We start from the raw sequence: 18,741 nt of genomic DNA, 5'->3' as shown, positions 1-18,741 counted from the left end.
GCTGCTCCTTAATCTTCCGATCCCTGGTCTACGGAGGTGTGGGCCTTGGGCGCATTGCCTTCAGGGGGCATGTCTTTCGCTGCTGGGTCCGACCGGCCGGCGGGGAGCCGGCAGGGGGCGGCATCCCGGATGGCGTCCGCCACTTCCGCCAAGGCGTCATAGCTGTGGCCGCTGACGAAAGCGTCACAAAACGGCAGCGCCGCGGCCATCCCGCCGGCCAGTGGCCGGTAGCCGGGTGCTGCCTTGCGGGGGTTCACCCAGACCACCCGATGGGCGAGCCGGCGTAACCGGGCCATCTGGACGCCGACTTGCTCCGGTTCTTCCTGCGCCCAGCCGTCGGAGAAGACCACCACCACAGCTCCCCGCGCCAGTCCGCGGCGTCCGTGTTCATCCACGAAATGCCGGATGCTCTCGGCCATTCTTGTGCCGCTGGCCCAGTCCGGTGCGGTGGCCGCCGCCCGGGCCAGTGCCAGATCCGGATCGCGTTGCCCAAGTTGCCGGGTCAGACGGGTCAGCCGTGTGGCGAAAACAAAGGCTTCGGCCCCGGAGTTGGCCACGGCGCCCTGCAGCAGCGCCAAAAAGATCCGGGAGTACGGATCCATTGAGCCGGACACGTCGCACAACAGCACGAGTTTGCGCCGCTGCTCCCGGCGTCGGGCGTACAGCAGTGTGGGGGAGTCGGACCCGAGGCGGCGGGCGGCCCGAACCGTGGCCCGGATGTCGAGCCGTGCGGTGCTGCGCGGGGAGGTGCGGATGCGCCGGCTCAGGCGCACAGGCGTTGCCAGCAGGACCCGGGCCGCCAGCCGGCGGATCTCTGCAGCTTCCGCCTCGGAAAGCGCCGCAAAGTCCATGCCGTGCAAGTGCTCCTCGGCGGATGCCATCGCCAGGACGGCCTCACGTTCGAGGCCGGTGGCGGTCCCGGTGTCATCTCCGGCCGAGGCAACCGCGGGATGGGACCGTTCTGGCCCGCCGGCCGGCTCGGTCGCGCGGCGGCTTTCCGCGGCAGGCCGGGCAAGTGCACTGCCGGTAGCAGGCGGGGCCGGGACCGGCTGCCCCGCGCCGCGGTCCAGCGCGGCGGCCGGATCGAAACCGCCGCCGAAAACCCTGGCAAAGACGGCGTCGAACACCGGCACCTGCTCACGGCTGGAAACCAACACAACCCGCAGGCTCCAGTACAGCCGCTGCGAACCGGTCGGCGGAACCAGCTGCAGCGCCTGGGCGAGCCGGGCCGCCCGGTCGGGGGAGCACGACAGGCCCGCTGCCCGCAGCGCCGTGAGAAAGGCCGCGGCGAACGATGCAGCCTCCACGACGGGCGCGCCCGCCCGCGTCGGGTCACTCATCTGGTCCGCCGATCAGCCGGGCCGCGCCCCGGGCGTTCACCAGTTCCAGATCGTCCCGGTTCTTGATGATGGAACCCCAGGTTTGTTCGGCCGTCGCGGCGTCGATCCGGTTGATGCCCAGCACCGCGAGCGCTGAAACCCAGTCGATGGCCTCGGCGATCCCGGGCGGTTTGGCCAGGTCCAGGGTTCGCAGCCGGGTGATGACAGCAGCGGCCTGCAACGCCATCGGTCCGCTACTGGCCGGCACCCGGCGCCGCACAATCTCGGCGATACGGGCAGGCCCCGGGTAGTCGATCCAGTGGTAGAGGCACCGGCGGGTAAGAGCGTCGTGGAGGTCCCGGGTGCGGTTGGACGTCAGGACAACTATGGGGGGATGGGTGGCCCGGATCGTGCCCAGTTCGGGGATCGTGACGGCGGCTTCGGCCAGCAGTTCGAAGGTGAATGCCTCGAACTCCGCGTCGGCACGGTCGATCTCATCCAGCAACAGCACGGCCGGCCGCGGCCCCGGGTGTTCAATGGCCTGCAACAGGGGCCGGCGCAGCAGGTACTGCGGGCCGAACAGTTCAGCCTCGCTGACCTCGGCATCGCGCGCCTCCGCCAGCCGGATCCCGAGCAGCTGGCGCTGGTGGTTCCACTCGTAGAGCGCCTCACCCGAATCGATTCCCTCATAGCACTGCAGCCGGTACAGCGGGGTGTCCAGCAGCTGGGCCAGCATCTTCGCGGCCTCAGTCTTGCCCACCCCGGCCTCGCCCTCCAGCAGGATGGGCTGCGGCAGCCGGAGCGCGAGGAAGAGCGCGGTGGCGAGCCCGGCGTCGGCGAGGTAATCCTGCCGGTCCAGGGCCGCCATCAGCGACGGAACGTCGGGGACCCGCCGCTGCACCTCTGCCTCGGCCCCCGCCCGGGCCGCGGCGCTCACCGCGCCCCCTGCAGCTCTGCCAGTACGCGCCGGTAGTCCTCCTCGGTGTCGACATCAAGCGGGACCCGGCCCGGCGTCGGGACCTCGACGACGTCGTCCGCCCGTTGCTCCAGCAGCTTCCACACGGCTTTGTCCCCATGCGTCCCGGCCAGGTCCGGCAGCAGCGCGCTGCTGAACGCGAGCGGATGGCCCACCCCGTCGTCGTAACGGCACACCGCGGCCGCCGGCCCCTCCGGCGCGGCGAGCGCCCGCAGCAGCGGCGGCACACTCTCGGCCCGGGCACCCGGCTGGTCGCCCAGCAACAGCACCACCGCCCTGGTCTCCGGCCGCAGCACTGCCAGCGCGGCCGTAATGGAGGACGAACATCCCTGCCCGTAGTCCGGGTTCAGGACCACCTCGCAGCCGGCGGTGTCCACGGCGGCCAGCACCGCGGCGGCGGACCCGCCCAGCGCCAGCACGGTCTGGGCGAAGCCGCAACGCCGGGCGGTTCCGATCGCGGCATCGAGCAGCACCCCGTTCCCGTAGGGCAGCAACTGCTTGGGCCGGCCCAGGCGCTGCGACGATCCGGCGGCCAGGATGATGGCGGCGGTGCCGGCAAGGAGCGGCGGTTCAGACACTGAGGGCATAGCGCTCCGGATCCTTGCGGAAGGCCGTACGGCAGCCGGAGGAGCAGAAGTACACAGTGGTGCCGTTGTACTCAGCGTGCAGGGACGATTCGACTGCGGGCACGGACATGCCGCATACGGGGTCCACGGCGGTTCCCGGCTGCGGGGCGGACGGGGCGGAAACCCCGGCTGCCTGATCGCCTTCCCGCGCACCATCCTTGGCGGCGGTCCGGGCGGCGGCCCGGGCCGCGGCCCGTTCCTGGACCAGCTGGGCCAGGATGGACAGGGCGATTTCCCCGGGCGTGCGCGCGCCCAACTGCAGGCCCGCGGGGGTGTACACCCGCGAGCGCAGCGCAGCGTCGACGTCGAGCGAGTCCAGCACCGCGCCGCCGCGGGCCTCGCTGGCCACGAGGGCAACGTACGGGACACCGGCGCGCAGGGCCGCTTCGAGGGCGGCTTCCTCCGCTTTGCCGTGCGAGGCGACAATCAGGGCCGCGTCGTCGGGGCGCGGCTGCGCGGCGTCGCCGTCGGCCAGTTCGACGTCGAACCCGACGCCGGGGCCCAGCGCGGCGAGCGCCTGCGCCACCGGGGCGGTCCCCACCACGACCACCCGGGGCGCCGGGAGGCGGGGCTGCAGGAAAATCTCGATCGCCCCGCCGCTCAGGCACGGGTTGGACACGTCCACGGCGCCCTCCTCCGCACGGCGGGACGGCTCCCCGGGCAGGACCCGGAGGAGCAGGGGCTCCCCGGAGGCGAGCACCTGCAGCCCGTACTCCCGGACCGAGGACTCGACGCATTGGCCCCCGACGAAGCCCTGGATTTCACCGCCGGGCAGCACCAGGGCGGTGTCTCCGGCGGTGGCACTGGTGGGGTGCTGGGCCCGCACCACCGTCGCGTGCACAAACGGCTCGCGTCGGGCCGCGAGGTCAACGGCCCGGGCGGCGAGGGATGCTGCGGCGGTAGTCATCAGATCGGCGGCGTCGGCCGGCCCTGCATGGCGGCCCAGACCCGGGCCGGTGTGCACGGCATGTCCATATGGACCACCCCGAACGGCGCCAGCGCGTCGACCACCGCGTTCACGACCGCGGGTGGGGACCCGACGGTGGCGGACTCCCCGATGCCCTTGGCACCGATCGGGTGGTGCGGGGACGGTGTGACCGTGAACCCGGTCTCCCAGTCCGGCACCTCCATCGCCGTGGGGATCAGGTAGTCCATGAAGGAGCCGCCCAGATTGTTGCCGTCGGCGTCGAACTCGATGATTTCCATCAGCGCCATGCCGACGCCGTCGGTCAGCCCGCCGTGCACCTGGCCTTCGATGATCATCGGGTTGATCCGGGTCCCGCAGTCATCCACCGCGACGAAGCGGCGCACCTTGACATGGCCAGTGCCCGGATCGACGTCGACGACGCAGATGTACGCGCCGAACGGGAAGGTCAGGTTGGGCGGGTCGTAGGTGACTTCGGCGTCGAGGTTACCGTCGACACCCTCCGGCAGCGTCATGGTGCCGTGCGCGGCCATGGCGATGTCCTCGATAGTCTTCCCGGCCGTCGGGTCGCCCTTGACGAACCAGCGGCCCTTCTCCCACTCCAGGTCCTCCGGGCGGGTCTCCAGCATGGCCGCGGCGATCAGCTTCGCCTTTTCCCGCACCTTCCGGGCCACCAGCGCCACGGCGCCGCCGCTCACCGGCGTCGAGCGGCTCCCGTAGGTGCCCAGGCCGAAGGGCGTCTGGTCCGTGTCGCCGTGGACGACGTCGATGTTCTCCGGCGGGATGCCCAGCTCCTCCGCGACGATCTGGGCAAAGGTGGTTTCGTGTCCCTGCCCCTGGCTTTGCACGGACAGCCGCACGACGGCCTTGCCGGTCGGGTGGATCCGCAGCTCGGCCCCGTCGGCCATCCCGAGGCCCACGATGTCGAAGTGCTTGCGCGGTCCGGCGCCGACGACCTCGGTGAAGAACGACAGCCCGATGCCCATCAGCTCGCCCCTGGCGCGTTTCTCCTGCTGCTCACGCCGGAGGTCCTCGTAGCCGGCCAGCTGCATGGACAACCGCATGGCCGCCTCGTAATTGCCCGAATCGTAGACCCAGCCGGTCTTGTTGGCGTAGGGGAACTGCTCGGGCTTGATGAAGTTCTTCAACCGCAGTTCCGCTGGGTCCATCTCCAGCTTCCGGGCCAGGACGTCGACCATCCGCTCGACCAGATACACCGCCTCGGTGACCCGGAAGGAACAGGCATAAGCGACGCCGCCGGGCGCCTTGTTGGTGTAGACGCCGGTGACCTTGCAGTGCGCGGCCTGCAGGTCGTAGCTGCCGGTAAAGATGGAGAAGAAGCCTGCCGGGTTTTTGGTGGGCTGCGCGGTGGCGTTGAAGGCGCCGTGGTCGGCCAGCACATCGGTCCGCAGCGCGAGGATTTTGCCGTCCCTGGTCGCGGCGATCTCGCCGCGCATGATGTAGTCGCGGGCGAAGGAGGTGGACATCAGGTTCTCGGAGCGGTCCTCCATCCACTTCACCGGGCGGCCGGTGACGATGGAGCCGACGACGGCGAGGATGTAGCCGGGGTAGATGCCGACCTTGTTGCCGAAGCCGCCGCCGATGTCGGGGGACACGATCCGGATCTTGTGCTCCGGGATGCCGGCCACGATCGCGAAGAGCGTCCGGTGGGCGTGCGGCGCCTGGGTCGTTTCGTAGAGGGTCAGGTTTCCGTCCACGGCGTCGTAGTCGGCGACGGCGCCGCAGGTTTCCATCGGCGCCGGGTGCACGCGCGGGTAGACCATCTCCTGGCTCACCACGACGTCGGCGCGGGCAAAGACCGCCTCCGTCTCCGCCGCGTCGCCCAGCTCCCAGTCGAAAATCCTGTTGTCCGTCCGGCCCTCGATCTCGTCCCGGATGACCGGGGCGTCGGCGTCGAGGGCCTTGCGCGCGTCGACCAGCGGCGGCAGCACGTCATATTCGACGTCGATCAGCTCCAGCGCATCCCGGGCGGCGTAGCGGTCCTCGGCCACGACGAACGCCACCTCCTGGCCCTGGAAGCGGACCTTGTCCGTGACCAGGACGGCCTGCACGTCCGCAGAGAGGGTGGGCGCCCAGGCGAGGTTGAGCCCCTCGAGGTCCTTGCCGGTGATGACGGCGAGCACCTTGGGGTGGGCGAGGGCGTTCGTGGTGTCGATCGACACCAGCCGGGCGTGCGCCACGGGGGCACGCAGGATCGCTCCGTGCAGCATGCCGGGCAGCACGAGGTCGTCAATATAGTGGCCCTTGCCGCGGACGAAGCGCGGGTCTTCCTTGCGCTGGATGCGGCCGTAGCCGATCGGCCGGTCCGCGTCCCCGGCGGCGGGGTTGCTCTCCCGCTCATGGATGACAGTCATGCCTTCACCTCTGCGTTGTCGGTTTCCTGGGCGACGTCCTCGACCGCGGCGTCCGTGCCGTCCAGAACTCCGCCGGCACTGTCTGAGGCACGTTCGTCCCCGTTCCCGGCGACGGCCGCGGGATGGGCGGCAGCCCACTGCACCGAGCGGACGATCGTGGCGTAGCCGGTGCAGCGGCAGATCTGACCGGAGATCGCCTGCCGGATTTCGCTGTCGTCCGGGTGCGGGTTCTTGTCCAGCAGCGCCCGGGCGGTGAGCATCATGCCCGGCGTGCAGAAGCCGCACTGCAGCCCGTGTTCCTCCATGAAGCCCTGCTGCACCGGGTCCAGGGTCGCTCCGGCAGCGAGCCCCTCGACCGTGCGGATATCGTGCCCGGCAGCCATCGCCGCGAGGACGGTGCAGGACTTTACCGGCTGGCCGTCCATCAGGACCACGCAGGTCCCGCAGTTGCTTGTGTCGCAGCCCCAGTGGGTGCCGGTCAGACCGAGCACCTCACGGATGTAGTGCACCAGAAGCACGCGGGGTTCAATGTCGGACGTTACTTCGTCGCCGTTCACGGTCATGCTGATCTGCATGCGCTTCAGCCTTCCTTGGTCTGGGCCGTCTGGGTTGCCTGTGCGGCGCGGGCGCAGGCCTGCCGCAAGACGCGACGGGTGAGTTCGTCGGCCAGATGCCGTTTGTAGTCGACCGGCCCGCGCTGGTCCGCGACCGGGTCGCAGGCTTCGGCGGCGAGGCGCCCGGCGTCGGCGAACAGTTCCTCGGAGGGCTGCTTGCCGCGCAGCAGCCCGGCGGCTTCGGCCACGGTGTGGTCCAGGCCCAGCGCCGTCAGCCCGACGGCGGCGTCGGCGATGCTGCCGTCTTCCGCGAGCATCACGGCCGCGCCCGCGGCTGCCACCGCCCAGTCGCCGACGCGGCGTTCCACCTTTTCGTAGGCGCTGCCGGAGCGCTGCCGGACCGGCAGACGGACTTCGCACAACAGTTCATCCGGGCCGACGGCGGTCTGGTACGGGCCGCGGTGGAAGTCCCGCATCGCCAGGACGCGCTCGCCGCCGGGACCGCGGATGACTGCGGTGGCGCCGAGAACGTCGCAGACCGTGGAGAGGTCCTCGGCCGGGTCGGCCTGGCAGAGCGAGCCGCCGATGGTGCCGCGGTTCCGCACCACGGGGTCGGCGATCACGAGTTCCGCGTCCCGGATGATCGGGAACAGCCGGGCCAGCTCGTCGTCCTCCAACAGGGCGGTGTGCCGGGTGAGAGCGCCGATGCGCAGTTCTTCGCCGTCGCGCAGGATGAAGTCCAGTTCGAAGAGGTCGTTGATGTCTATCAGCCGTTCCGGCCGGGCCAGCCGCAGCTTCATCATCGGAAGCAGGCTGTGGCCGCCCGCGATAATCCGGGAGTCGGGACCGTGGCGTGCCAGCAGCTCAAGCGCGTTCTCCACCGTGGCGGCGCGAACATAGTCGAATGGAGCCGGAATCTGCATGTCCCACCTCATTCCGAGGCGCAGGCAACGCCGCCAGCGCCGATTTAAGGCCAGTCTTGCCCTGCCAAAACGGGGGTGTCAATATCGGAATAAGCGAAAGGTTATGAAGCCGTGTCCATGACGCTGAACCAGTTGCGCACCTTTGCGCTGGTGGCACGCCTTGGCTCGCTCCATGCCGCCGCAGCAGCACTCGGTGTCAGTGAGCCCGCCGTTTCCGCGGCCATCGCCGCGCTGCGCCAGGACCTCGGTGATCCCCTGTTTGTGCGTTCCTCCGGCGGCATCAGCCTAACGCCCGGCGGGAGGGTGCTGGCGGAGTACGCCCAGGACATCGTCGGGCTCGCGGACCGGGCCCGCCGGGAGGTGGGCAACGCCAAGAACGACGCCGGGCGGCTAAGGATCGCCGCAACCGCGCCGTTTGCCGAGCACGCCGCCGGCCCGTTGCTGGACCTGTTCACCGCACGGGTCCCCGGGGCCGCGGTGGACGTCGTCGCTGAAGCCGCCGAAGAGCTGGCCTCCCTGCTGCTGGAGCGGGCCTACGACATCGCGCTCGGCGCCCGCCCGACCGCGCCGGGCGGCGGCCCCACGACTGTCCCCGGCCTGGAATCCGTTCCGCTGCTGCGCTACCAGCGGGTTTTTGTGGTGGCGCCGGGTGACCCGCTCGGGCGGCTGAGCGGACCGGTTGCCGTGGACCGGCTGCTGGGCCGGCCCTGGTTCACCGGCCCCGCGGGCATCCTGGACAGCTCAGAGGAAGGGCGCTGGCTCGCGCGCCTGGGCGTGGTGCCGGAGATCATCAGGCTTAGCAGCGAAACGGACGCGCTTGCCGCGGTGAGGGCGGGTGAGGGCACCATGCTGGCGCTGGGACACATCGTCCAGGCCGACGTCCGCAGCCGTACGCTGCTGCGGGTGCCCGTCGCCGGCACGCCGGTGCCCGGGCTGTGGTGGGCCAGCACCCTGGACCGGTACCGGACCACCACCATGACCCAGACGCTGCAGCGCTTCGTCGGTACGGCCGATGCGACGGCGGCGATGGTCGCCCGCGGCGGTTCCCGCGGGCTGGAACGCCGCGGCTCAAAGTTCCACGTCGCACTGTGGAGCTGATTGCGGCCGGGCCAATGCTGGCCGGTCTTCCTCGGGGCGTCGACGGCGGGGTGCGGGTTCCGTAGTATGTGCCCTACTTCGGCCGGCGTCGGCCGGGAGGCGAGAGGAGGGGCCATGACCCAGGAGCCGATCGGAGACCGCAGCGGCGGCAACGGTGGTCAGGGCAGCGGCACGCCAGGCGGCGTGCCCGAGGCACTGGCCGGTTTTACCGAATCCTCCTTCAGCCACGGCGGCATTCGCCATCAGGTGTTCCGGGCCGGCAGCGGGCCGGCGGTGGTACTGATCCACGAAATCCCCGGCCTCCACAAGGGAGTGGTGGAACTGGCCCACCGGCTGATCGACCGCGGCTTCACGGTCTACCTTCCCTCGCTCTTCGGCCGGCCCGGCGGCGAGCCCGGCGAGGGCATCGCCCGGGCCGTCACCCGGATCTGCGTCTCACGGGAGTTCCGGCTGCTGGCGGACAGTTCCAGTCCTGTCACCGGCTGGCTGCGGGCCCTGGCCGCTCAAGCGCACGCGGAGTGCGGCGGACCGGGCGTGGGCGCAATCGGCATGTGCCTGACGGGGAGTTTCGCCCTCGCCATGGCGCTGGAGCCATCCGTGCTGGCACCGGTGATGAGCCAGCCTGCCCTGCCCGCGCCCCTGTCAGCGCGCCGCCGGGCCGCCGTCGGGCTCGATGCCGGCGAACTGTCCCGGCTGAAGGAACGCACGGTGAACGAGGGACTGGGCGTGCTGGGCCTTCGGTTCAGCAGCGACCGGGGCTGCCCGGCGGAACGGTTCGCTACGCTGCGCCGGGAACTCGGCGACCGTTTCGAAGGCATCGAAATCGACTCTTCCCGGGGCAACGGCCACGGCATCCCGGAGACCGCCCATTGCGTCCTCACCGTCGATTTGGTGGACCGCCCGGGGCACCCCACCAGGGAGGCCCTGGACCGGACCCTTGACTTCATCGCCGAGCGGTTGCGCCCGGAAGAGGGCCGCTAAGGGGGAGTCAGTCCCGGCCGGCGGTGGCCAGCAGGTCCTGGATCTCCCGGCGCAGGACCTTGCCAATCAGCGAGCGCGGTAACTCGTCCAGGACGACGACCCGCCGCGGGACCTTGTACGCGGCCAGATGCCCGCGGCCGAACTCCTGCAGGCCTGCGGCGTCGACGGTGCTACCGGGCGCGGCCACGACTGCGGCCACCACGTCCTCGCCGCCGCCGGACCGGGGCAGGCCCACCACCGACACGTCGGCGATCCCGGGGTACTGTGCCAGGACCTCCTCCACCTCGGTGGGGGAGACGTTGAAGCCGCCGGTGATGATCAGTTCCTTGATCCGGTCCCGGATCGTGACGAAGTAGTCTTCGTCCACGGACACGATGTCACCGGTGCGGAACCAGCCGCCCTCCAGCAGCGCCTCTTCGGTTTCCTGCGGGCGGTTCCAGTACCCCGCGAACACCTGCGGGCCGCGGATGAGCAGCTCGCCCTCCTCGCCCGGGCCGCGGTTGATTCGGATGTTCTGCGGGTCCACGACGCGGATGTCGGTCAGCGGAAACGGCACCCCCACGGTGCCCGGCTTGCGGCTCGGGCCGAAAGGGTTGCCTATCGAAATGGGGGAGGTCTCGGTGAGCCCGTAGCCTTCGATCAGGTAGCCGCCGGTTGCCTTCTCCCAGGTCGCCACCGTCGACGTCGGCAGGTTCATCGCCCCGGAAATCGAGTAGCGGATCCCTTTCAGGCTCACGCCCTGGGCAGCGGCCGCGGCGGCGAGCCGGTCATAGATCGGCGGCACCGCCGGCAGGAACGTCGCCGGGGACTTCCGGTACGCCTTCAACACCAGGTCGACGTCGAACCTGGGGAACAGGACCAGCCGGGCGCCGATGCTCAGCGCGAAAGTCATGCACAGGGTCAGCCCGTAGGCGTGGAACATCGGCAGCACCGCGTAGACGGTCTCCCTGCCGTCCTTGAGTCCCGGCACCCAGGCCCGGCCTTGGGCGGCGTTGGCCTGCAGGTTTGCGTGCGTCAGCATGGCACCCTTCGGCGCCCCGGTGGTGCCGCTGGTGTACTGCAGCACCGCCAGGTCATCGGCCGCCGGTCGCGGGTGGCGTTTCTTCAGCTCGCCGGCGTCCAGCAGTTCGCGCCACGGCAGAACGGTGCGGAGGTGCGCGTGGGAGGCGTGCGGTGCCGCTTTGCCCGCGGAGAGGGCGGCCCGGGCCCGGCGCGCGGCCGGGAGCGGCAGCCGCAACGCGAGCCGATTGCCCAGCGGCATCGCGGGGATCAGGTCGACCGAGACGACGCTGCGCAGTCCGATGTCGGCCGGCAGTTGCAGTACCCGCTCCACCGCTTTGTCCCAGACAATGGCCACGGCCGCCCCGTGGTCCTCGAACTGGTGACGCAGCTCGCGGTCCGTGTACAACGGGTTGTGCTCGACGACGACGGCGCCCACGCGCAAGGCTGCGTGGAAGGCGATGACGTGCTGCGGGCAGTTCGGCAGGACCAGAGCCACCCGGTCGCCTGCCTTGACGCCGAGTTTCTTCAACCCGGCTGCCACCCGGCTGATCTGCGCGCCGAGCTCCCGGTAGCTGGTCCTCGCCCCGAAGAACTCCAGCGCGGTCCTGTTGCCGAAGCGCCGGACCGAGGCGTCCACCAGATCCACCAGGGAACCCTGGGGCAGCGTCAGGCCGGCGGGCACCCCGGGGCTGTAGTGCTTCGTCCAGGGCCGGTCCGCCCAGGGAAGGCCGGGAACCGCGGCGCCGCCGGTGGATCTCCTGCTGCCGCCGTTGAGGTTCTTCGTCATGCTGAGTCCTTGCCGCTGGTATGGCGGAGCCCGTAATGGCCCCTGCCCCGGAGGCCCCGCCCGCCGGGCGTGCCGTAAAAAGCCTACCGGTGCGGGCATCCCGCTCTGCAACCCAGGAGCGCCACCCTGCGGCCGCGGGCTGCCGGTGACTTTCGGCCCTAGGTCCGGGACCGGAATGCGCGGAGCGTGGGCCGTGACGGATTTTCGGATCGGAAGCACCATGAGAGCACCATGACACACGACCGGCCGACCCTCCGGTTCTTCGGTGCAACCGATACCGTGACCGGATCCCGATACCTGCTCGAATCCGGCCGCCGCCGGGTGCTGATCGACTGCGGACTGTTCCAGGGCTACAAACGCAGCCGGGAGCGCAACCGCTTGCCGTTTCCGGTCCCGCCGGCGTCCGTTGACGCCGTCGTCCTCAGCCACGCCCACCTCGACCACAGCGGTTACGTTCCGGCACTGGTCCGGGACGGGTTCGCCGGCCCGGTCTACGCCACCAGCGGGACCGCCGACTTATGCAAACTGATCCTGCCGGACAGCGGCTACCTGCAGGAGGAGGAGGCGCGCTACGCGACCCACCGTGGCTCCGCCAGCCACAGCCCGGCCTTGCCGCTGTACACCGCCGCGGACGCCGTCAAGTCGCTAAACAGCTTCACGATCCGGGACTTTGACGACCCGCTGGACCTGGGCGGGGGCATGGAACTGACCTTGGTACCGGCCGGGCACATCCTGGGAGCGGCGCAGGTCCTTGTCCGGTTCGGCTCCCAGTCGGTGCATTTCACCGGCGACCTGGGCCGTGCGGACGACCCGTTGATGTTTCCGCCCCGGGCCCTCGGGGAGGTTGATGTGCTCGTCACCGAGTCCACCTACGGAAACCGCGTGCACTCCCCGCTGGATCCCGAAAAGCAGCTCGGCGAGATCATCACCCGGGTCGCGAAGCGCGGCGGCGTGGTCATGATCGCCGCGTTCGCCGTCGGGCGGGCCGAGACGCTCATGCTGTACCTGTCCAGGCTCCGCCGGAAAAACGCCATCCCGGACATCCCGGTGTACCTCAACAGCCCGATGGCCATCGACGCCTCAGACATGTACCAGCGGCACCCGGAGGAGCACCGGCTGAAGCAGGACGAGTACGACAACATGTACAGCGTCGCCAAACTCACCCGCAGCGTTGACGAATCCAAGCTGCTGAACCTGCGGGGAGGTCCGATGATCATCATCTCCGCCAGCGGCATGCTCACCGGAGGCAGGATTCTGCACCACCTGGCCGCGTACGGCCCCGACCCGGCGAACGCCCTCATCCTCAGCGGCTACCAGGCCGGCGGCACGCGCGGCGCTGCCCTCGCCGCCGGCGAACGGAACCTGCGGATCTACGGCGAGGATGTGGCGATCCGGGCGGAGGTCATCCAGATGGAGAACCTGTCCGCGCACGCCGACACCGATGGGCTGATCAACTGGATGAAAGCCGCGCCGCGGCAGCCGCGAATGACCTACATCACGCACGGCGAACCGGAAGCCTCCGACGCGCTGCGGATACGGATCAAACGCGAACTGGGATGGCGGGCCCGTGTCCCCGAACATCTGGAACGCATCGACCTCGGAGACCCGCAGTGACGCCGGGCAACGTCGCCAAGTCAGCCGTGTTGGGGGAGATCCATTCCCTCGCACGGCAGTTGCGCAGCGACCGTGACCTCGACGGCGTCGTCCGCCGCGCTGCCGAGTGCCGTTACACCGCTATCGGGGAAGCCTCCCACGGCACCCACGAGTTCTACACCTGGCGGGCGACACTGAGCCGCCGGCTGATCGAGGAACAGGGCTACACCTGGATCGGCGTCGAAGGGGACTGGCCGGACTGCTGGCGGATCAACCAGTGGGTCCGCGGCCTGAGCGGACCCGACCAGGGCGTCCACGCGCTCCTCGCCGGTTTCCAGCGCTGGCCTACGTGGATGTGGGCCAACGAGGAGGTGGCCGGGTTCCTGGACTGGCTGCGGACCTGGAACCTGCAGCGGCCCGTGCCGGAACGGGTTGGTTTCTACGGCCTCGACGTCTATTCGCTGTGGGACTCGCTGCGGGAGATCATCACCTGGCTTGAAGAACATCAGCCCGACGCCGTGCCGGCCGCCCTGCGCGCCTGGCGGTGTTTCCTGCCGCACCACGAGGACCCGCACCGGTACGCCTGGAGTACCCGGCTGGTCCCGCAGTCCTGTGAGGCCGACGTCGTCGCCCTGCTGGCCGAGGTCCGGGGCCGCGTGTCCGGACTGTCCGGGCCCGGGGAGCACGACGCTGAAGCGTTTGACGCTGTCCAAAATGCCGAGGTGGCGGCCAACGCCGAGCACTACTACCGGATCATGGTCCGCGGTGACCGGCAGTCCTGGAACGTCCGGGACCACCACATGGCGGACACCATCGACCGGCTCAGCCGGCACCTGGGGACTGGATCGAAAGGCATCATCTGGGAGCACAACACCCACGTGGGCGACGCTCGGGCCACGGACATGGCACAGGACGGCCTCGTCAACGTCGGGCAGTTGCTGCGCGAGCGGCACGCCCCGGAGGGGGTCCTGCTGGTAGGCCTCGCCGCCCACCGCGGCACGGTGCTCGCCGCCGATGCCTGGGGTTCGCCGGAGCGGATCCTGCCGGTGCCGGTTGCGCGCCCCGGCAGCCATGAGGACTTCCTGCACGAGGCCCTGGGCGTGCCCGCGGTGCTGGTCTTCGGCGAGGACCGGAGCGGACCCTGGCTTTCGACCCGGCTCGGCCACCGGGCCATCGGGGTGGTTTACGATCCGGAGCGGGAGCTGGGGAATTACGTTCCGACCAAGATGGGGGAGCGCTACGACGCGCTGATCTGGCTCGAACACACGGCCGCGGTCCGCCCGGTGCACCACGAGGGTCCGCCGCGGGAGCCCGAGTTCGAGACGGAACCGACCGGCTTCTAAGCCCGGCGCAGCCCCGGCGCCGACCGGTCTTCCGGCAGGCGCGGGCCGACGCGTCGGATTTTCGGGCCGACGTGAAGGGCGCGCCGGGAGCGAGTGTGGGGCTTAAGGCCCTAACCAGGGCCCTTGCACCTTGGGCACACTGGGGTGTCGGCAGGGCCACGGTGCTGCCGGCGTTTCATGCCAGACAGCAGTGGCCAGAGCAAAGGCCTGCAGCGGCGGCAGGCAGCGGTCACAGAAGGGTGCGCTGCCGGGACCACTGCAGCGGGCAGGCGCAGGCCGCGATGGAAAAGAGCAGGGTTCAGCATGAGTAAACCAATCGTCGTCGGCATCAACGGTTCGACCGGCAGCGAAGCTGCGCTGACGTGGGCGCTGGAACGCGCCGCGCAGCAGAAGTCCCCGGTTCTGTGCGTCCACGCCGTGGACGACCGCTGGATGTCGCCGGACTTCCAGTATCACGAACTTATCCGCGACTCCGGGATGGAGTTGTTGGAGAAAAGCAAAGCCAGTGCGGCCAACCAGGCCCCGGACGTCGACGTTGACGTGCAGCTGCGGCACGGAAGCCCCGGTTCCGCGCTGCGCGAGGCGTCCCAGGACGCCTCCCTGCTGGTGGTCGGCGGTCATGACAAGCACTGGCTGGACGGCGGACCGATGACCGACCGGGCCTTGCAGGCCGTGTCCGCCTCGGACTGCCCGGTGGCCGTCATCCCCAGCGCGCGTGGCACGGGAAACCGCGGTGTGGTGGTCGGCGTTGACGGGTCGGAAGAGTCGCTGCAGGCTGTGGCATTCGCTGCAGCTGAAGCGGACCGCGGCGGCGACGAGCTGACCGTGGTCCTTGCCTTCCGCAGCCCGGCCCGCTGGATTGAACGCCAGCTTCCGTCCAGCGGACTGGCCGAGAGCATCGTTGAAGAGGACCGGATCGTGCTGGCCGAATCCGTGGCGGGGCTCCGGGACAAGTACCCCGACCTCGTGGTCAACCAGCGACTGGAGACCGACACGGAACCGGCCAAGGCGCTCGTGGAAGCGGCACGCGAAGCACGACTGCTGGTGATCGGCAGCCGTGGGCGGGGCGGTTTCTCCAGGCTGGTGCTCGGCTCCACGGCCCACGCCGTACTGCTGGACGTGCCATGCCCCACCGTCGTCACACGGGTGCACAAGGTCAAGCACGAGGACTGAGGCAGACTCTGCACAGCCGGCGGGAAGCCCCCTTTGCTTCGGGGCTTTCCGCCGCCCGAGGCCGGTGGCAGGATGATGACGTGGACTCCCTCTTCAATATCATCGGCCACAACTGGTGGATGGTGTTTCCGCTCAGTGCCCTCCTCGGCCATTGGCTGCGGACCTGGACCAACGCATCCGAACGCCGGCACCGCCGCAGGGTGGAGCTGTACCGCCTGAGGAACCAGCAGACCGCGGCAGAGCACGCCAGCCGGACTGAAGTGGAGGGCCTTATGGATGCCCATGACGCTGTCAACCGGCGCTGGCTGGACTACGAACTGGACGTCGGAAAGCTGATCGACTTTCCCGCGATGACCGACGTGCGTGAACCGCTGACGGTCGCGTTTCTCCGTGCGAAGCGCGAAGCGGACGGCCTGCGCCCCGGCGACCCAGGTCAGATCACGACGGCGGCGCGGCTCGCCGACTACCGGACTGCTGTCCGCGGCTTCGAACTGGCCTTCGACGTGGCCGAGCGGGAAGCGCGCCGGATCAAGGACAGCAACTTCACCGGCCCGGAACGCGAAAGACTCGCCACCGCCCGGAAGCTGCTGCGCATCGCCTCCGACGCCGCCGCCACCCCCGCGGAACGGCAGACAGCCTACAAACGGGCACGCCGGGAGCTGGACGGCTTGATCGTCCTGCCCGAGGCCACGCTCGCGGCCCTGGAACAGAAAAGTGCCGGCATGCTCGTCAGCCGGGGACTTAAGCCACCGGCTTGAGCCCACTGACCAGGCCGTCTCCGGCCGGCCGCCCGTCGCCCGTGGTGCAGCACACCATGTTTTGCCCTGCCCCCTTTCCCGCGTACGATCGATAGGGTTTCAGACAGCTTTGGTGTACGGCGAAAGTGACTCCGCCTTAACAACGGATGAACAGACCCAACAAGGCCGCCACGGGGATGAAACTGCTGACCGTCGACTCTGCAGATTGGGCAACAGGTGGAAATCACCGTAATGGTGGCGCTGGTTATAACGCTGGCGCTGTTTTTTGACTTCACTAACGGATTCCATGACACCGCCAACGCGATGGCTACCCCCATCGCCACCGGTGCCATCAAACCGAAGACGGCCGTCGCCCTCGCGGCGGTGCTCAACCTGGTCGGGGCGTTCCTCTCCACCGAAGTTGCGAAGACCGTTTCCGGCGGAATCATCCGGGAAGGTTCCGACGGCGTCCAAATCACCCCGGCCATTATCTTCGCCGGCCTGATGGGCGCCATCCTCTGGAACATGATCACCTGGCTGAAGGGTCTTCCCTCCAGCTCCTCGCACGCCCTCTTCGGCGGGCTCATCGGTGCCGCCATCGCCGGCATCGGCCTGCACTCGGTGAACTTCATCTCCGTGGTGCAGAAGGTTCTCCTTCCGGCCGTCTTCGCCCCGGTCATCGCGGCCACAGCGGCGTACGTGTGCACCAGGCTGGCCTACGCACTGACCTCCCGCCATGACCCGGAGACCGGCAGCAAACTCACGCAGAAACGCGGCGGCTTCCGCACCGGCCAGGTCTTCACGTCCAGCCTCGTGGCCCTCGCGCACGGCACGAACGACGCTCAAAAGACCATGGGCATCATCACCCTGGTCCTGATTTCGGCCGGCAGCCAGGCGCCCGGCTCCGGCCCGCAGCTCTGGGTCATCGCCGCCTGTGCCCTGGCCATCGCGGTCGGCACCTACTCCGGCGGCTGGCGGATTATCCGGACTATGGGTTCGGGCCTCACCGAGGTCAAACCGGCCCAGGGGTTCGCCGCCGAAACCAGCACGGCCGCCGCCATTCTGGCCTCCTCCCACCTCGGCTTTGCCCTCTCGACCACCCACGTGGCGTCAGGCTCGGTCATCGGTTCCGGAATGGGCCGCCGCGGCACCACAGTCCGCTGGGGCACCGCCCGGAAAATCGTGGTGGGATGGCTCTTCACCCTTCCGGCCGCCGGAATCGTCGGCGCCCTGACGGCGCTGCTGGTCCAGACCGGGACTGCCGGATTCATCATTGCCGCCGTCGCCGGCACAGCAGCGGTGGTCTACATGTTCGTCGCTTCCCGGAAGTCCCATGTCGGCCACCACAACGCCGTCGAGGTTGAAGAGGCAGGCCAGGCGATCCGGTTCGCGAAGAAGAAGGCAGCGGCGGTCAGCCGCAACAACAAATCCAAGGGTGGCCGGAAATGAAATGGCTTGAACTCGTCCTGGTAGCGGGGTCTACCCTCCTTGCCGCGGTTACCGTCACCGTTCTCTACGCACTGGGGGTCCGGCTCACCGCCATCGCCGGCGATACGCGGACCGCCCAGCCCGGATGGATCCGGCCGCTTTCCTACCTCTGCTTCGGCCTCTGCGGCCTCGCGGTGCTCTTCGGGCTGTACCTGATCATTCCGTACTTCAGTAAATAGGCTGCCCGCAGCGCGGCTCTGGGAATGACAGCCGGGACTGGCTACGCTGTGGCCATGCCTGGTTTCCAGTACTTCGTCGCGGCCTCCCTGGACGGCTTCATCGCCACCCCGGACGACAACCTCGACTGGCTGCTCCAGTTCGACGGTTTCGCCGGCGGGAAGGAAAGCTACGATTCCTTCCTGGCCGACGTCGGCTGCATCGTGATGGGCGGCGAAACCTACGCCTGGCTGGCAGAACACGCCGCCGGTGCGTGGCCGTACCACGGCACTCCCTGCTGGGTCTTCACGCACCACGAACTCGCCGCCCCGAACGGCACGGACATCACCTTTGTCCGCGGCCCGGTGCCGGAGTTCGCCGAGGACCTGACGGAGGCGGCGAACGGCAGGAACGTCTGGGTCGTGGGCGGGGGAGTCCTCGCCGCGCAGTTCGCCGACGCCGGGCTGCTGGGGGAGCTGATCCTCTCGGTCATTCCCGTGGTTCTGGGGGCCGGCAAGCCGCTGCTGCCCCTCGCCGGGCCGACCGCGCCGCTGGAGCTGCTCGCCTCACGGACCATGGGCCGCGGCATCGTCGAACTCCGGTACCGCTTCCCCGGCCGTTCCTGAGCGGGCCCCGCCGGCGCTCCGGCTGGCCGCCTGGCCCTACTTGCCTGGCCCTACTTAAC

At 69.6% G+C, this 18,741-nt stretch carries 17 protein-coding genes; 9 read left to right on the top strand and 8 right to left on the bottom strand.

Features of this window, described 5'->3' with window-relative positions:
* Nucleotides 1-8: 8 nt before the first annotated feature.
* Genes QFZ61_RS12825 through QFZ61_RS12795 form a run of 7 tightly spaced genes read right to left on the bottom strand, consistent with a single transcriptional unit; the run spans nt 9 to nt 7,698 of the window.
* A complete protein-coding gene (locus QFZ61_RS12825; protein ID WP_307036593.1) occupies nt 9-1,340 on the bottom strand; it encodes a VWA domain-containing protein in 1,332 nt (443 codons plus the stop codon).
* Nucleotides 1,333-2,256, bottom strand: coding sequence for a MoxR family ATPase (locus tag QFZ61_RS12820; protein WP_307036591.1), 924 nt, complete (start codon nt 2,254-2,256; stop codon nt 1,333-1,335). Before QFZ61_RS12820 ends, QFZ61_RS12825 begins: the two co-directional genes overlap by 8 nt.
* Nucleotides 2,253-2,882, bottom strand: a complete 630-nt coding sequence (locus QFZ61_RS12815; protein ID WP_307036588.1) for a nucleotidyltransferase family protein — start codon at nt 2,880-2,882, stop codon at nt 2,253-2,255. Before QFZ61_RS12815 ends, QFZ61_RS12820 begins: the two co-directional genes overlap by 4 nt.
* Nucleotides 2,866-3,885, bottom strand: coding sequence for an XdhC family protein (locus tag QFZ61_RS12810; protein ID WP_307036587.1), 1,020 nt, complete (start codon nt 3,883-3,885; stop codon nt 2,866-2,868). Before QFZ61_RS12810 ends, QFZ61_RS12815 begins: the two co-directional genes overlap by 17 nt.
* Nucleotides 3,828-6,221, bottom strand: coding sequence for an aerobic carbon-monoxide dehydrogenase large subunit (locus tag QFZ61_RS12805; RefSeq protein WP_307036585.1), 2,394 nt, complete (start codon nt 6,219-6,221; stop codon nt 3,828-3,830). Before QFZ61_RS12805 ends, QFZ61_RS12810 begins: the two co-directional genes overlap by 58 nt.
* Entirely contained in the window at nt 6,218-6,796 is a 579-nt protein-coding gene (locus QFZ61_RS12800) for a (2Fe-2S)-binding protein (RefSeq protein WP_307036583.1), read from the bottom strand. Before QFZ61_RS12800 ends, QFZ61_RS12805 begins: the two co-directional genes overlap by 4 nt.
* Nucleotides 6,797-6,801: 5 nt before the next feature.
* Nucleotides 6,802-7,698, bottom strand: a complete 897-nt coding sequence (locus tag QFZ61_RS12795) for a xanthine dehydrogenase family protein subunit M (protein WP_307036582.1) — start codon at nt 7,696-7,698, stop codon at nt 6,802-6,804.
* Nucleotides 7,699-7,815: 117 nt separating this feature from the next.
* Here QFZ61_RS12795 and QFZ61_RS12790 point away from each other — a divergent pair, with 117 nt between their 5' ends.
* Together QFZ61_RS12790 and QFZ61_RS12785 are read left to right on the top strand one after the other, a co-directional pair.
* Nucleotides 7,816-8,796 carry a LysR family transcriptional regulator gene (locus QFZ61_RS12790; protein ID WP_307038192.1) on the top strand — a complete coding sequence of 327 codons (981 nt, stop codon included), beginning with the start codon at nt 7,816-7,818 and terminating at the stop codon, nt 8,794-8,796.
* A 114-nt stretch (nt 8,797-8,910) separates the two neighbouring features.
* Entirely contained in the window at nt 8,911-9,777 is an 867-nt protein-coding gene (locus QFZ61_RS12785; protein ID WP_307036580.1) for a dienelactone hydrolase family protein, read from the top strand.
* Nucleotides 9,778-9,784: 7 nt separating this feature from the next.
* Here the strand turns inward: QFZ61_RS12785 and QFZ61_RS12780 are convergent, their stop codons facing one another.
* Complete coding sequence (locus QFZ61_RS12780) at nt 9,785-11,566, bottom strand: long-chain-fatty-acid--CoA ligase (protein WP_307036577.1); 1,782 nt, start codon at nt 11,564-11,566, stop codon at nt 9,785-9,787.
* Between the two features lie 231 nt (nt 11,567-11,797).
* Here QFZ61_RS12780 and QFZ61_RS12775 point away from each other — a divergent pair, with 231 nt between their 5' ends.
* The 7 genes from QFZ61_RS12775 to QFZ61_RS12745 all read left to right on the top strand — a co-directional run bounded on the left by QFZ61_RS12775 (nt 11,798) and on the right by QFZ61_RS12745 (nt 18,682).
* Nucleotides 11,798-13,180 carry an MBL fold metallo-hydrolase RNA specificity domain-containing protein gene (locus QFZ61_RS12775; RefSeq protein WP_307036575.1) on the top strand — a complete coding sequence of 461 codons (1,383 nt, stop codon included), beginning with the start codon at nt 11,798-11,800 and terminating at the stop codon, nt 13,178-13,180.
* Nucleotides 13,177-14,502 (top strand): erythromycin esterase family protein, encoded by a 1,326-nt coding sequence (locus QFZ61_RS12770; protein ID WP_307036573.1) that lies wholly within the window; start codon nt 13,177-13,179, stop codon nt 14,500-14,502. Before QFZ61_RS12775 ends, QFZ61_RS12770 begins: the two co-directional genes overlap by 4 nt.
* A gap of 303 nt (nt 14,503-14,805) precedes the next feature.
* Complete coding sequence (locus QFZ61_RS12765; RefSeq protein WP_307036571.1) at nt 14,806-15,675, top strand: universal stress protein; 870 nt, start codon at nt 14,806-14,808, stop codon at nt 15,673-15,675.
* Nucleotides 15,676-15,755: 80 nt separating this feature from the next.
* Nucleotides 15,756-16,433, top strand: coding sequence for a hypothetical protein (locus QFZ61_RS12760; RefSeq protein ID WP_307036569.1), 678 nt, complete (start codon nt 15,756-15,758; stop codon nt 16,431-16,433).
* 216 nt (nt 16,434-16,649) lie between these two features.
* The gene (locus tag QFZ61_RS12755) at nt 16,650-17,861 is read left to right on the top strand and encodes an inorganic phosphate transporter (protein WP_307036567.1); all 1,212 of its coding nucleotides are present in this window, start codon (nt 16,650-16,652) and stop codon (nt 17,859-17,861) included.
* Complete coding sequence (locus QFZ61_RS12750; RefSeq protein ID WP_307036565.1) at nt 17,858-18,079, top strand: hypothetical protein; 222 nt, start codon at nt 17,858-17,860, stop codon at nt 18,077-18,079. The genes QFZ61_RS12755 and QFZ61_RS12750 overlap by 4 nt, the downstream gene beginning before the upstream one ends.
* Nucleotides 18,080-18,133: 54 nt before the next feature.
* A complete protein-coding gene (locus QFZ61_RS12745) occupies nt 18,134-18,682 on the top strand; it encodes a dihydrofolate reductase family protein (RefSeq protein ID WP_307036563.1) in 549 nt (182 codons plus the stop codon).
* Nucleotides 18,683-18,741 lie beyond the last annotated feature (59 nt).

Origin of the sequence: Arthrobacter sp. B3I4, assembly GCF_030816855.1 — a bacterium.
GTDB lineage: Bacteria > Actinomycetota > Actinomycetes > Actinomycetales > Micrococcaceae > Arthrobacter.
This window is presented reverse-complemented; position numbering and strand designations above follow the sequence as displayed.